This window comes from Rhodoferax sp. GW821-FHT10B06 (assembly GCF_059415605.1).
In genome coordinates this window covers 113,809-128,483 of record NZ_JBWKNO010000003.1, presented here as the reverse complement: position 1 = coordinate 128,483, position 14,675 = coordinate 113,809, and the positions used below count along the sequence as shown (strand labels likewise).

The 14,675-nt window shown below is 60.8% G+C and carries 14 protein-coding genes; 12 read left to right on the top strand and 2 right to left on the bottom strand.

Annotated features, from left to right (window positions below):
* Positions 1–4: 4 nt before the first annotated feature.
* The 12 genes from AC07O2_RS06025 to AC07O2_RS05970 are packed head-to-tail and all read left to right on the top strand — an operon-like array spanning position 5 to position 12,011.
* Positions 5–1,996, top strand: a complete 1,992-nt coding sequence (locus AC07O2_RS06025; protein WP_495074840.1) for a conjugal transfer protein TraG — start codon at positions 5–7, stop codon at positions 1,994–1,996.
* Positions 1,993–2,445, top strand: coding sequence for a CopG family transcriptional regulator (locus AC07O2_RS06020; RefSeq protein WP_495074839.1), 453 nt, complete (start codon positions 1,993–1,995; stop codon positions 2,443–2,445). Before AC07O2_RS06025 ends, AC07O2_RS06020 begins: the two co-directional genes overlap by 4 nt.
* Positions 2,442–3,491 carry a P-type conjugative transfer ATPase TrbB gene (gene trbB, locus AC07O2_RS06015; protein WP_495074838.1) on the top strand — a complete coding sequence of 350 codons (1,050 nt, stop codon included), beginning with the start codon at positions 2,442–2,444 and terminating at the stop codon, positions 3,489–3,491. Before AC07O2_RS06020 ends, trbB begins: the two co-directional genes overlap by 4 nt.
* Positions 3,488–3,859, top strand: a complete 372-nt coding sequence (locus tag AC07O2_RS06010; protein ID WP_495074837.1) for a TrbC/VirB2 family type IV secretion system protein — start codon at positions 3,488–3,490, stop codon at positions 3,857–3,859. Before trbB ends, AC07O2_RS06010 begins: the two co-directional genes overlap by 4 nt.
* Positions 3,856–4,140 (top strand): VirB3 family type IV secretion system protein, encoded by a 285-nt coding sequence (locus AC07O2_RS06005; RefSeq protein WP_495074836.1) that lies wholly within the window; start codon positions 3,856–3,858, stop codon positions 4,138–4,140. Before AC07O2_RS06010 ends, AC07O2_RS06005 begins: the two co-directional genes overlap by 4 nt.
* Before the next feature lie 21 nt (positions 4,141–4,161).
* Positions 4,162–6,612, top strand: a complete 2,451-nt coding sequence (gene trbE / locus AC07O2_RS06000) for a conjugal transfer protein TrbE (protein ID WP_495074835.1) — start codon at positions 4,162–4,164, stop codon at positions 6,610–6,612.
* On the top strand, positions 6,609–7,337 hold the full coding sequence (trbJ, locus tag AC07O2_RS05995; RefSeq protein ID WP_495074834.1) for a P-type conjugative transfer protein TrbJ: 729 nt from the start codon (positions 6,609–6,611) through the stop codon (positions 7,335–7,337). Before trbE ends, trbJ begins: the two co-directional genes overlap by 4 nt.
* A 9-nt stretch (positions 7,338–7,346) precedes the next feature.
* Entirely contained in the window at positions 7,347–8,735 is a 1,389-nt protein-coding gene (gene trbL, locus AC07O2_RS05990; protein ID WP_495074833.1) for a P-type conjugative transfer protein TrbL, read from the top strand.
* A gap of 12 nt (positions 8,736–8,747) precedes the next feature.
* Positions 8,748–9,452: a conjugal transfer protein TrbF gene (trbF, locus tag AC07O2_RS05985; RefSeq protein WP_495074832.1), complete on the top strand. Its 705-nt coding sequence runs from the start codon at positions 8,748–8,750 to the stop codon at positions 9,450–9,452.
* Positions 9,449–10,447: a P-type conjugative transfer protein TrbG gene (gene trbG / locus AC07O2_RS05980; RefSeq protein WP_495074831.1), complete on the top strand. Its 999-nt coding sequence runs from the start codon at positions 9,449–9,451 to the stop codon at positions 10,445–10,447. Before trbF ends, trbG begins: the two co-directional genes overlap by 4 nt.
* Before the next feature lie 2 nt (positions 10,448–10,449).
* Entirely contained in the window at positions 10,450–11,757 is a 1,308-nt protein-coding gene (locus AC07O2_RS05975; RefSeq protein WP_495074830.1) for a TraB/TrbI/VirB10 family type IV secretion system protein, read from the top strand.
* Positions 11,754–12,011: a DUF2274 domain-containing protein gene (locus tag AC07O2_RS05970; protein ID WP_495074829.1), complete on the top strand. Its 258-nt coding sequence runs from the start codon at positions 11,754–11,756 to the stop codon at positions 12,009–12,011. The genes AC07O2_RS05975 and AC07O2_RS05970 overlap by 4 nt, the downstream gene beginning before the upstream one ends.
* 207 nt (positions 12,012–12,218) lie before the next feature.
* On the opposite strand, the gene AC07O2_RS05965 is transcribed toward AC07O2_RS05970, so the two are convergent.
* Entirely contained in the window at positions 12,219–13,310 is a 1,092-nt protein-coding gene (locus AC07O2_RS05965; protein WP_495074828.1) for a hypothetical protein, read from the bottom strand.
* Positions 13,307–14,593, bottom strand: a complete 1,287-nt coding sequence (locus AC07O2_RS05960) for a hypothetical protein (RefSeq protein ID WP_495074827.1) — start codon at positions 14,591–14,593, stop codon at positions 13,307–13,309. The genes AC07O2_RS05965 and AC07O2_RS05960 overlap by 4 nt, the downstream gene beginning before the upstream one ends.
* Positions 14,594–14,675: the final 82 nt, after the last annotated feature.

The following is a 14,675-nucleotide window of genomic DNA, read 5'->3' as shown; positions in this document are numbered from 1 at the left end:
CAGGATGCAAGGGACCAGTGTGCTGTTCGGTCAGGTGTTGACGGTGTTCAGCATCGTCATAGCCGGCGTGTGGGGTGCCACACAATGGACCGCCGCCGCACTGGGCTACCAGCTACGCCTTGGTACTCCCTGGTTCGACTTCTTCGGCACGCCGGCCTATCACCCGTGGCGGATGTTCGAGTGGTGGTTCTCTTTCGACGCTTACGCACCGCACGTCTTCAACACAGGTGGCGCCATCGCTGGCGCAAGTGGGCTGGTTGCCATGGTGGTCGCCATCGGCATGTCGATATGGCGCTCGCGGCAGTCCAGGCTGGTCACGACCTACGGCTCGGCACGCTGGGCCGATGCCAAGGAAATCCACAAGGCAGGACTGACTGGCCCGGCCGGTGTCTTTCTCGGCTTGCATGACAGTCAGTATCTGCGCCACGAAGGGCCGGAACATGTCCTGACCTTTGCACCGACACGCTCGGGCAAAGGCGTGGGCCTGGTCGTGCCGACGTTGTTGTCGTGGCCTGCATCCGCTGTCATCCACGACATCAAGGGTGAGAACTGGAACATCACCGCTGGCTGGCGCTCGCGCTTCTCGCATTGCCTGCAGTTCAATCCAACCGATCCCAAATCAGCCGCGTACAACCCACTGTTGGAAGTCCGTCGCGGCGCACATGAAGTGCGCGATGTGCAGAACATCGCCGACATCCTGGTTGATCCCGAAGGCGCGTTGGAGCGACGCAACCACTGGGAGAAGACTTCGCATGCGCTGCTGGTCGGCGCGATCCTGCATGTGCTGTATGCGGGCGAAGACAAGACGCTGCGCGGCGTTGCCAACTTCCTCTCCGATCCGGCGTGCCCCTTCGAGGTGACCTTGCACCGGATGATGACGACGCGGCATCTGGGCGAGAACACCCATCCAGTCGTTGCATCGGCCGCACGCGAAGTTCTCAACAAGTCGGACAACGAGCGCTCGGGCGTGCTGTCCACGGCCATGAGTTTTCTGGGGCTGTATCGCGATCCTACCGTGGCGGAAGTCACGTCGCGCTGCGATTGGCGCATTGCCGACCTGATCTCTGCCGAACATCCGGTGTCGTTGTACCTGGTGGTTCCGCCTTCGGACATCAGCCGCACCAAGCCGCTGATCCGACTGATCCTGAATCAGATCGGTCGGCGACTCACCGAATCGCTGGACGGCAGCGATGGCATCGCTCGCCGCCACAAGCTGCTGTTGATGCTCGACGAATTCCCTGCACTGGGCAGACTTGATTTCTTCGAGACGGCCCTGGCATTTATGGCCGGTTACGGCATCCGTAGCTTTCTCATCGCGCAGTCGCTCAACCAGATCGACAAAGCCTACGGCCAGAACCATTCGATTCTGGACAACTGCCATGTGCGCGTGACCTTCGCCACCAACGACGAACGCACGGCCAAGCGCATCTCCGAGACGCTGGGCACCGCCACCGAGCTGCGCGCACAGCGCAACTACGCGGGCCATCGTTTGGCACCGTGGCTGGGCCACCTGATGGTGTCGCGCCAGGAGACAGCACGGCCACTGCTGACCCCAGGCGAAGTCATGCAACTGCCGCCCGATGAATCGGTGGTGATGGTCTCTGGCCAGGCACCGATCAAGGCGAAGAAGCTGCGCTACTACCTCGACCCCAACTTCAAGCGGCGCGTACTGCCGCCGCCCACGTTGATGTTGGGACGCTACGGCGACGTGCCTGCCGCACGCGCTGACGACTGGAGTGCCTTGGCTGTGCCTACTGTGCCGGCCGCTTCCGCCACGGCTGGATTGGGTGAATCGGCCGATGACGGCGGCCCGCGTCAGCAGCCCGAGTTGTCCGAAGTCGCCACCTACAGCCCCGAACCCGATCAGTCGGCCAGCGACCTTTCGCTGCTTGATGACGACGATTTCCCGCTTCCCATCCCATCCCAGTTCGACCCGCGCTTGCAGCGCACGGCACGGCTGGCCGCTCTCGACTCTGACGACGGAATCCAGCTATGACCCAAGCCCGCTTGAATCTCTTTATCCAACATGACCATGCCAAGCGCCTGGACGAACTAGCCGCCAAGAAAGGCGTGTCCAAGTCCTCCATCGTCGCGGCGGCGCTCGTGTCCTGGTTGTCGCCGGACGCGGGCGACCAGCGCGAGGCGGCCACCGCCAAACGGCTGGACCGGCTGTCGCGCCAATTCGAGCGTCTGGAGCGTGACCAGAACATCCTGATCGAGACGATGGCGCTGTACGTGCGCTACTACCTCACAGTAAGCACGCCGGTGCCGGAGGCCCTTCAGGAGGCCGCGAAAGCACAGGGCAAGGCGCGCTTCGAGCAGTTCATCGAGCAACTTGGCCGGCATCTGCTGCGCGGGCGTAGCCTGGTCAAGGAAGTCTACGAGGAAATCCAGCCCGATGCTGCACGGCTAGCAGAAGCGGCCATGCAGGAGGACGGAGCATGAGTGCCGTCCCAAAATTGCCACCCGAGTTGCAGCTTAAGCCGCCGTCATCTGCCGCCACGTCGCTGGACCGGCGTATCCGAATGCTGCGCACGGCGATGGGGCCACTGATTGCCGCCGCACTGGAAGACCCTGACGTGGTGGAGATCATGCTCAACCCAGACGGCTCCTTGTGGATTGACCGGCTGTCGTCAGGCCGTTCACCGACCGGTGTCAAGCTGTCCGAGGCCGATGGCGAACGCATCATCCGGCTGGTTGCTGCCCATGTCGGCACCGAGGTGCATCGCGGCCAGCCACTGCTGACCGCCGAGCTGCCGGAAACGGGTGAACGCTTCGAGGGCATCTTGCCGCCCGCCGCGCCGGGGCCGGCTTTCGCCTTGCGCAAGCGCGCCGTGAGCATCATCGGTCTGGAGCGCTATGTTGCCGACAGCATCCTGACCGAGGAACAAGCCGAGTTTCTGCGTCGCGCGGTGCGCGAGCGGCAGAACATCCTGATCGCCGGGGGCACCAGCACCGGCAAGACCACGTTGGCCAACGCGCTATTGGCCGAGATTGCAGCCACCGGCGACCGGGTGCTGGTGCTTGAAGACACCGTGGAGCTTCAGTGTGCCGCCCGCGACCACGTATCGCTGCGCACGCGCGTCAACGTGGTGTCGATGGCCGAACTGGTGCGGGCCACGATGCGACTGCGGCCGGATCGCGTGATCGTCGGCGAGGTACGTGGCGGCGAGGCACTGGACCTCATCAAGGTATGGGGCACCGGCCACCCCGGCGGTATCGCCACGATTCACGCCAGTTCCGCCCACGGCGCGCTGCTGCGCCTGGAACAACTGATCCTTGAAGTCGCTTTGACACCGCCGCGAGCGCTGATCGCCGAGGCGGTGAATGTCGTCGTCTTCATCGCCGGGCGCGGCCGTGCCCGCCACGTTCAGACCATCGCCCGCGTGGTCGGTTTCGACGGCCACGGCTACCAGCTCGATGACGCGCTCGCCCCGCCGCTTTCGACCATCTCGCTTCCTTCCTCAACCACCCCTGGAGAATTGCCATGACCCGTACCCCTGCGCAGACAGTATTTTCGACTTCCCGCTTTTCTGTAAATCCGCATCTGCGGCTGGCGTTGCACGTTGCCGTGCTCGCCGCGCTGATGTTGTGCCTGGCAACGACTACCCACGCGGCTGGCTCCAGCATGCCCTGGGAAGGGCCGCTGCAATCCATCCTTGAGTCGATCCAGGGGCCGGTGGCCCGGATCGTCGCGGTGATCATCATCATTTCAACCGGCCTGGCGCTGGCCTTTGGTGATACGTCGGGTGGCTTTCGCAAGCTGATCCAGATCGTGTTCGGCCTGTCCATCGCGTTCGCCGCGTCCTCGTTCTTCCTGTCGTTCTTCTCATTCTCGGGCGGGGCGGTGGTCGCATGAGTGCCGCCAATGATTTCGCGGCGGGTTTCACCAGTGGTTTCGAGATTCCGCTGCATCGCTCGCTGGCCGAACCGATCCTGCTGGGCGGTGCGCCGCGCACCGTGGCGATTGCCAACGGCACGTTAGCCGCCGCCGTCGGCTTGGGCCTGCAACTGTGGATACCCGGCCTGGTGCTGTGGATCGTCGGCCATTCGCTGGCGGTCTGGGGTGCGCGGCTCGATCCACAGTTCATGGCCGTGTTCGCCCGGCACATCAAGCACCGTCCGCTGCTGGATGTGTAAGGCGAATGAGGAGAACACGCCATGATGAATCTCGCTGAATACCGCAAGCGTCCCGCACTGCTGGCAGACTGGTTGCCCTGGGCCGGACTGGTCGCGTCGGGCGTTGTACTCAACAAGGATGGCTCGTTCCAGCGCACGGCGCGCTTTCGCGGGCCGGACCTGGACAGTGCCACGCAGGGCGAAATGATCGCCACGTCGGCGCGTTTGAACAACGCGCTACGCCGGTTGGGGTCAGGCTGGGCCTTGTTCGTGGAAGCCGAGCGACGTGCTGCCGCCAACTATCCGCATTCCGACTTCCCGGAACCGCTGTCTTGGCTGGTGGACGAAGAACGCCGGGCCTCGTTCGAGGAAGACCACAGCCACTTCGAGAGCAGCTATCACCTGACGCTGGCATATCTGCCGCCCGAGGAATCGCGCGCTCGCGCGGCCAAGCTGCTGTACGAGAACACACCGCAGGGCGGCGTGGACTGGCGCGAGCGGCTGGAGTCGTTTGTGTCAGAGACGGATCGCTTCTTCGACTTGCTCGATGGAGTTATGCCAGAAATCGTCTGGCTGGACGACAGCCAGACGCTGACCTACCTGCATGCGACGGTCTCGACCCGGCGCTATCGGGTAGCGGTGCCAGAGCATCCGTTTTACCTTGATGCCTTGCTGGCCGATTCCGCCTTGGTAGGTGGTTTGGCCCCCATGCTGGGCGACCAGCACTTGCGCGTGGCATCGGTGCGCGGCTTCCCGACCTCGACCTGGCCGGGGCTGCTGGACGACCTGAACCGCCTGGGCTTCGCCTACCGCTGGTCCACGCGCTTTCTCTGCATGGACAAGGCCGAGGCGGAAACGGAGTTGGGCCGACTGCGCCGCCAGTGGTTCGCCAAGCGCAAGAACGTGGTGGCACTACTGCGCGAAACGATCTTCCAACAGGAAAGCCCATTGGTCGATACCGACGCCTCGAATAAGGCGAACGATGCCGATGCCGCCTTGCAGGAACTGGGCAGCGATCAAGTCGCCTTCGGCTATGTCACCGCGACGGTGACGGTGCTCGATTCAGATCCTTCGGCTGCTGATGAAAAGCTGCGTCGGATTGAGCGTGTCATCCAGGGCCGTGGCTTCGTCACGATCCCGGAAACGCTCAATGCCGTGGAGGCGTGGCTGTCCTCGATTCCGGGCAACGCCTACGCCAATGTGCGGCAACCCATCATCTCGACGCTGAACCTGGCGCACCTGATGCCGGTATCGGCGGTGTGGGCCGGACCGGAGCGCAATGCGCATCTCGATGGGCCGCCATTGATCGTGACGCGCACCGACGGTGCCACGCCGTTCCGGCTGGTGACGCATATCGGCGACGTAGGCCACACGTTGGTGGTCGGCCCGACGGGCATGGGCAAGTCGGTGCTGCTGGCGGCCTTGGCAATGCAGTTCCGTCGCTATCCCGGCTCGCGCATCTTTGCCTTCGACATGGGGTGCTCCATGCGCGCCACCATCCTGGGCCTGGGCGGCGAGCACTATGACCTGGGCAAAGGATGGGAGGAAGGTGGCGAAATCGCCTTCCAGCCGCTGGCCCGCATCGACCAGGAAGGCTACCGCACCTGGGCTGCCGAATGGTTGGAAGGTCGCTTGCTGCATGAAGGCGTGACCGTCGGTCCCGAGGAGAAGGCCGCAGTCTGGTCGGCGCTGGGGAGTCTGGCGGGTGCGCCGGTGGAGCAGCGCACCTTGACCGGCTTGTCGGTACTGCTGCAATCCAATGCGCTACGCCAAGCCTTGCAGCCCTACGTGCTCGGCGGCGCGCACGGCAAGCTGCTGGATGCGGATTCGGACCGCCTGGGGTCTGGTTCCGTCCAGTGTTTCGAGATGGAAGAACTGATGCACAGCAAGGCCGCCGTGTTGGCCGTGCTGGGCTATCTGTTTGCGCGCTTCGACGAACGCTTCGATGGCGCGCCGACCTTGCTGATTCTGGACGAGGCCTGGTTGTTCCTCGACGACCCGGTGTTCGCCGCACGCATCCGCCAGTGGCTCAAGACGCTGCGCAAAAAGAACGTCAGCGTCATCTTCGCTACGCAGTCGCTGGCGGACATTCAGAACTCGTCCATCGCCCCGGCCATCGTGGAGAGCTGCGCCAGCCGCATCTTCCTGCCGAATCCGCAGGCGACCGAACCGCAGATTCGCACGATCTACGAAGGCTTTGGTTTGAACCGTCGCCAGATCGACATCGTGGCCGAGGCGGTTCCCAAACGCGACTACTACTACCAGTCACGGCTGGGCAATCGCTTGTTCGACCTGGACCTGGGGCCGATCACGCTGGCCTTTGCCGGTGCCTCGACACCGCAGGACCAGCGCGACATTGACGCGGTATCCCGTTCGGTGCCGTCTCCCGACTTCGCAGCCGCCTGGCTGCGCCATCGCGGCCTCGACTGGGCCGCCGACCTTGTTCCGTCCTTTCCGTCCCTTTCGTCAGTTCAACAGGAGTACCCATCATGAAAAAGACCATCCTCGCCATTGCCGCCGCAACGCTGGTAACCCTCATGCCCGCCGCATACGCGCAGTGGGTTGTCATCGATCCGACCAACCTTGTGCAGAACATCATGACGGCCGCCAACACTCTGGAGCAGATCAACAACCAGATTAGGCAGCTCCAGAATCAGGCGCAGTCGCTGATGAACCAGGCGAAGAACCTCACCGGTCTGGACTTCAGCGCGTTGAATGAATTGCGTGCGTCGCTATCGGCGACCAACCAGCTCATCCAACAGGCGCAGGGATTGGCGTTCAACGTGTCGCAGATGGAGAACGAATTCCAGCGGCTCTACCCTGATGCGTATTCCGCTTCCACCTCGGGAACCCAGATGGCGATCGATGCGCGTTCGCGCTGGCGCAACTCGCTCGAAGCGCTGCGCACCGCGACCAAGGTGCAGTCCCAAGCGGTGCAGAACTTCGTGTCCGATGAGCAGACGCTGACAGACTTGGTGAACCGCAGCCAGTCGGCCGTCGGCGCTTTGCAGGCCACCCAGGCGACCAATCAGTTGTTGGCCTTGCAGGCGCGGCAATCCATCCAGGCGCAGCAACTGCAAATCACGCAGGACCGCGCCACCGCGCTGGAGCAGGCGCGCGTCGTTGCGGTGCAGGAGCGTGCGCGCGAAGTGCGGCGGCGCTTCATCGGTGACGGCACACCGTACACCCCGCAGACCGTCGATTTCTACGGCAACTGAGGGGCCGCCATGAACGACGTTTCCGTCATCGACCATTTCCTCAACGTCTTCTCGCACTACATCGACTCTGGTTTCGGTTTGCTGCAAGGAGAAGTTGCTTTCCTGACAACCACGCTGGTGGTGATCGACATGACGCTGGCCGGGCTGTTTTGGGCCATGAGCCATGCCAGCGGTGGCGGCGACGACATCATGGGCAAGCTCATCAAGAAGGTGCTGTATGTGGGCACCTTCGCCTACATCATCGGCAATTTCAATCTGCTGGCCGGCATCGTGTTCCGGTCCTTTGTCGGTTTGGGACTGGTGGCATCCGGCTCGACGATCACACAGGCCGAGTTCCTGCAGCCGGGGCGGCTGGCCAAGGTGGGCATCGACGCGGGCGCGCCGATCTTGAAGCAGATCGGTGACATGGCGGGCTTCCCCGAAGTGTTCGTGAACCTTGACGCGATCGTCGTTTTGTTCCTGGCCTGGTTCGTGCTGATCGTGAGTTTCTTCGTACTCGCGGTGCAGCTCTTTGTCACCTTGATCGAATTCAAGCTGACCACGCTTGCCGGCTTTGTGCTGGTGCCGTTCGCCCTGTGGAACAAGACCTCGTTTCTCGCCGAAAAGGTGTTGGGCAACGTGGTGTCGTCGGGCATCAAGGTGCTGGTGCTGGCGGTCATCGTAGGAATTGGCACGGGCTTGTTTGCCGAGTTCCAGGTGACGCCAAATGAACCCTCCATCGACCACGCGCTGACCATCATGCTGGCCGCACTGTCGATGCTGGGCCTGGGGATCTTCGGGCCAGGCATCGCGACCGGGCTGGTGTCTGGGGCGCCGCAGTTGGGTGCAGGTGCCGTTGCCGGAACCGCGTTGGGCGTAGCGGGAGCAGCGGTGGCCGTAGGTGCTGCCGCCACGGGTGTCGGCAGTGCCGTTGCTGCCGGTGCGCGCATGGCACCGGGGGCCGCAAAGATGGCCGCGAGCGGTGCCAGTTCGATGGCCTCAACCGCCAGCAGCGCGAAGTCCGCATTCCAGGCCGGTTCTGCCGGTGCAGGTGGCGGGCTCAAGGGTGCGGCGGCAGGTTTGGGCAACGTCGCCAGGACGGGCGCGCAATCGGTGGGGCAGAAGGTCGCAGCCGGAGCCAAGTCCATGAAGGACCGGGCTGCTGCTGCTATCAAACCGGATGCCCCGGCATCCGGGTCTGGCGCTGGTTCCGGTTCGGCCAGCACAGCCAGTGGTCCGGCCGCGCAAGGCGGCAACGATGCCACACCCACCGATACCCAACAACCCACGTGGGCCAAGAGTCTGCATCGCCGCCAGCAAATTAGTCATGCCGCTTCGACCGTCGCCCACACGCTGCGCGGTGGGGATGGTGGCGGCGCAGGCAGCAGCCCCAGCCTGCGCGACCCGTCGGATTCATAAGGAGAACATCTCATGCGATTCAAACGTCCACTGGTGCGCTATGCGGACACGCCGCAGCCTGCCACCCCGTATCAATCCGCCGAACAGGTCTGGGACGACCGTATCGGTTCATCCCGCGTGCAGGCAAAGCACTGGCGGCTGATGGCCTTCGGCTGTCTCACGCTGGCCCTCCTGATGGCGGGCGGCCTGGTCTGGCGCTCGGCGCAGTCCATCGTCACGCCCTTTGTGGTGGAGGTGGACAGCGGCGGGCAGGTGCGCGCTGTCGGTGAAGCGGCCACGCCGTACAAACCCAACGATGCACAGACCGCACATCACCTGGGGAGCTTCGTCACGCTGGTGCGCTCGCTGTCCATCGACCCCATCGTCGTGCGGCAGAACTGGCTGGATGCCTACGACTACACCACCGACCGAGGCGCGGCGGTGCTCAACGACTACGCGCGCACCAACGATCCATTCGCGCGTATCGGCAAGGAGTCGGTGACGGTGCAGATCACCAGCATCGTGCGCGCCAGTGATGCGTCGTTCAACGTGCGCTGGACCGAGCGCCGCTATGTCAACGGCGCAGCCGCTGGACTGGAGCGCTGGACGGCGGTTGTGTCCGTCGTCCTGCAAACACCGCGCACCGAGGAACGGCTGCGCCGCAATCCGCTGGGTATCTACGTCAATGGGTTGTCGTGGAGCCGTGAACTCGATTCTTCTGAAGGAACCAAACTATGAAACCGTCTTTACGCATTTACGTATTTCTGTCCCTGCTGGTGGCCGCATCCGTGACGCTTTCGGGCTGCGCCACCCAGGTCAAGCCGCCGCCCACCATCACGCTGGATGAGGCGGTGCAGGCGCAGCCTTTGCCGGAGCCGCCCAAGCCGGTTGAAGTGGTGACCGTTCCACAGCCTGTGCCACTGCCCGAGCAGTTGAAGCCCTTGCCGGTCCATGCCGATGAAAAGTCCGAGCCGGAACCCGCCGACGAAAAGCTGCGCGTGTCCCGCGCCAATCAGGAGGCGCGCATCGCGCCCACCCGCGAGGGCTACCTCAATGCGATCCAGGTATGGCCGTTCACCGACGGTGCGCTGTATCAGGTCTATGCCAGTCCGGGCCGGGTGACGGTGGTTTCGCTCCAACCCGGCGAGGAGCTGATGACGGTCGCGGCCGGAGACACCGTGCGTTGGATCGTGGGTGACACGTCCAGCGGTACGGGAAGTGACCTGCGCGTGAGCGTGTTGGTCAAACCTACGCGCAGCGGTCTCAAGACCAATCTGGTTGTGACAACCAACCGGCGCACCTACCTGATTGAGCTAACGTCGACCGAGAAGGCTTGGATGGCGTTGGTGTCCTGGGACTATCCGAAGGACCGCATGCTGGCCTTGCAGCGCCAGTCGCAAGCGGCGCAGGTCGCCGCGCCGGTGGATGCGGGGCTGTCGCTGGAGAGGATTCGCTTCCGCTACGCGATCACGGGTAGCAATCCGCCGTGGAAGCCCTTGCGTGCCTTCGATGATGGCGAGAAGGTCTATATCCAGTTTCCCGGTGGCATCGCCCAGGGCGAGCTGCCGCCGTTGTTTGTCATCGGCACCCAAGGTGATGGGCAACTGGTGAACTACCGTTTCCGCTCGCCGTATTACATCGTGGATCGGCTATTCGGCGCAGCCGAACTTCGCCTGGGCGCAGATAAGGGCGACGTGGTGCGCATCGAGCGCACCGATGGACGGAGGAACTGACCATGCGCCAAGACGATACCGCCGATATTCCGGTGTCGGACGTGCCGCCCAAGGTGGCCCCGGAGAACGTGACCTTGCGTGCCCAGCCGCGTGCGGTCACGCGCTTGAACCGGCGCATGCTGGCCGTCCTCGCTGGCGGGCTGGCGGCTGCCGTACTTGGCGGCACTATCTGGTCGTTGCAATCAACGCAGCGCCGTGGCGCTGGAGACCAGAAGGAGTTGTACAACGTTGATCGCGTGTCACGCTCGGAAGGGCTTGATCGACTGCCAGCGGACTATTCCAAGCTACCGCCGGCCTTGCCTCCTGCCGTACCTCAGCTTGGCGCGCCGCTGCCAGGCGACTTGGGCGGGCCGATCCACAAGGCTGAGCAACAGGCGCAGGGTTATGGCTATCAGCAGCCCGGCCATGATCCGGCCGAAGCCGAACGCCTGGCGCGCCTGAAGCAGGCCGAGGAGGCTGCTGCTTCGTCGGTGTTCTTCCGTTCAGGTGGTCAAAAGGTGGACACTGCCGCGCAGCCGCAGGCCTTGCCTGCGGCCACAGCGTTGGCCGCGAATGCCGCCTTTGATCCGATGGCCGCTGGTCCGGCCTCGACAGCAGCGCAGTCCGGTGATCCCACGACGGTACAGAACCGGCAAGACCAGAAGGAGGCGTTTCTGTCCAAAGCCGGTTCTACGGAAACCCGTAATTCCGGCTCCCTGCAAATGCCTGCATCGCCGTATCAGGTCATGGCTGGCACGGTGATCGCCGCTGCGCTGGTCACGGGCATCAAGTCCGACCTGCCGGGCGATGTGATCGCCACGGTGACGGAACCGGTCTACGACACGGCCACCGGCAAGTACGTGCTGATCCCGCAGGGCTCGCGCTTGCTGGGCAAGTACAACAGCCAGGTCAGCTATGGGCAGAGCCGCGTGCAGGTGGTGTGGAATCGGGTGATCCTGCCGGATACGTCTTCGTTCCAGCTCGACAAGCTGGTCGGCACCGATCCAGCGGGCTATTCGGGTCTGGAAGATGGGGTGGACTGGCATTGGGATCGCGTGTTCGCCGGGGCCGCGCTAACTACCTTGTTGGGCGTCGGGGCCGAGTTGGCCGCACCGGAGAGTCGTAATGGTGGCGATCGCGTGATCATCGCCGGACGCGACAGCCTGAAGGACTCTGTGAACCAGGTGGGCCAGGAGATGACCCGGCGCAATATGAACATGCAGCCGACGCTGACCGAGCGACCCGGCCTGCCGGTGCGCGTCATCGTCAACCGTGATCTTGTGCTGCGGCCGTATCAGCCACTCTTTTTCAATAGAGGTGCGCCACGATGAGCGCGAACAAGCTGCGGCTCGGGCCGCTGCCGAAGACCGAGACTGTCAAACTAACATTCGCCTGCCCGGCGGGCTTGAAGGTGGAGCTCGACCGCTACGCCACGCTGCATGCTCAGACCTACGGCGAAGCGGTGGATGCGGTGGCGCTAATTCCGCATATGCTGGAGGCGTTTATCGCAGGGGATAGGGGATTTAGGAAAGGCGGAGTGTCAAAGTTTGGTTCGCAAAGGCCAATTCGCCGAGATACGTCTTAAATCTGGAGAAACTAGTGTTTCGCAAGGCATTCAAGGTGGGGCGCTTAATCGGCTCTTCCACCAGGTGGCGATGGAAAAATTCCATTGCTCAAAGACGGCCCCCATAAGCAGCATGGGTGTTTCACGTTTGGGGTACAAAAAGTCATCACATCTTGCCCGCAAGAACGGGATGATATGTAAAGAGTGATAACTGTCTTAGACGTTGAACTAGCTCTTCGCAACCTCGCTGAGGAGGGATGCGTACCGATCTGAGCAGTCTTTTAAAAGCCGGGACAGCGAGCCTATGTATCGATTCGTATGGAGTGCAAATTGCTTAGTGCGCTTATTCCCGGTCATTTCTGCATTAATCCTTCGGTCGGCATGTTCTTTCGGATCGCATAAATGTCTGAATGCAATATCTTTAACTGGTAGTGCCGCTGTGCCGGCCAAGAATGGAGCATCAAGCAATGAACGCTGAAGTTCAACGAATTTGTCCCAGCCAGGCAATTGAAATGGTGAAACTTCTTCTGATCTACCCGCGTGAAGCGCGGCATGTAGTTTCTGGCGTAGCGCGTAGCCTTCTTTGCCGCCCCATACGTAGTTTTTTAACGAAGTCTCAAATTTTCCAAGAGGCATTCCTTGGTCAAAGACGGCATTAAACGCCCGTGTCATTGCACTCATAAAGATAAGCGCTTGGCTCACTACTAAACCGTAAAGCATGAGATGAGCCGGCTTGGTCGCATCAAATTCACCTTCAGCTTGTTTTAATCTCGCAAGTAGGCTGCGAAATCCGGCTGTAGGGTCATCTTCAAATGGGGCTTCGCTGGTCAGGAAAACCACGAGGGGGGCAATTTTTACTGAAGAATTGCGCAACGCAAAAAGCGTATCCCAAGCACCTAAATCATCTAAATAAGTTATTCCTTCGATGTAGTCGATGGAGGATGATTTTGCGAATTCATCAAACAATTTTTCCGAAAATAGGTGGACGGAGATTTCTCCCGCCGCAAGACGATGCCCCTCGGGGGCCGCTTTGGATAAAATCACAAAGGCCTCATCAGCACTGACCATGCGAAGCAGGCCTGCAGCCCAGAGTGCCCTTGACACACCACTTATTTTGGCTTGAGTTTTGCAATCAAACAAAACCCTTCGATTTGCGCCTTCGGCGGCTGGTCTAAGGCCCAATACATCCACATCTGTAATATCAGCTGCGATTTCGGACGTATCGGCAGAGTACCGAACAACTGCTTCCATATATGGGACATAGCCATGGGAGACACAGTAGCGAATAGCCTTTTGTTTTTGTTCGGAATCTTTAATCATTTGAGGTCCAAAAGCATCTGCTCCATTTCTGACCGCGCTTGTTCGTCTAATGCGGGGCGAGGCGTGGCTCTAAGTACTGAAGAAGCAAGAATTGACTGGATATATGACTCATCTCGTTGCAGCGCAATTCGGGCATCATCTGAAACACCTGTTGATAGCGGTTCACCTTCTTGAAAAAGTGCAATTGCGTCTAGTAAAGCCTGGGCATTTTCCGGGGTGTCATTTAAAACAAACTCATACCAACCCTGCTTTTGTGTCGCAACCAATCTACCCACGCGCAACGTTACAAGATTCATGTACTGATGTGCTGATTCGGTACTCGCACCAATTTTTTTCTGATTTTTTAGTTTATTAAGAAGTGCAACAGGCGAGCGAATTGCGTAAGTGCTCGGCATAAGTTGACCTTTTCGTACGGCCGCAACAATCGCCATCGTCCGCTCATAAATCTCACGTGAAGATCCGTCAAGAGAAACCGAGCCTGGCCTCGGGGTAAAAACGAAATGCTCGTCCGTATTCGCTTTGGTATTTCGAAGGCTTGGTGGGCGCAAAATGCCGTCTGCAACTAATTCCTGAAGAATTTGGAGTTCACTAACGGTAAGTTTGGTTCCGTTGATTTCTCCTTTTCGTACGATCATTGACAGCGGCCAGCCTTGCGCCTTCTTCAACAATTCTAAAACGCGCTGGACTCCCTTTGCGCCTCCTGATGCGGCTTGATTTGCCAGTGCGTCAAGACTGTCGGAAAAATAGAAAGGGCTGACCAGTACATCTTGACCGCGAGCTCGTTTGGGAATGATCAGTCCACCTTCCGTGGCAATCGATTCGACTCTGCCAAACAGCGACATCGGTGCGCCCAGACGATTAATCAAAGCATCACGTTTTTCAGGCTTTGTACGAAGTTCATTCAGTACTGCAATTGCCACTTCCTCATGCTCAGTCAGCGAAATTGTCCCGATGTACTCGCCAAGCCCTCCATATACATTCGAAAAATGAGGGACTTGAGGAATGACGGACTTCAGCGTCTTGCCACTGGTGACGAGTTGCACGTATTCGATCTGAGCCAGGATATCTAGAGCTGGCTGCAGAACCATGGCTGGAATATCAAAAAAATGATCAGCGACCTGCCTTAGAACTGGTCCTTCAATCTCGCCCAGGCCACGCAGGTTGATGGCAAGCTTCGCAGCCATGCCGATGAGAGGCAGTTGATCGAATTCTGGAACACTCTTCCGGGAGAGACCGATTTGTAAATCGTGTGCGAACTCCGCTTTTTGAAGGTCGGTCGTCAAGTAGTTGTCTCCTTGCTGGATGCTTAGCAATGACTGATCTGGTAGGTCGATGCTAAATGTAACCGGCAGAGATCCTTCTTTT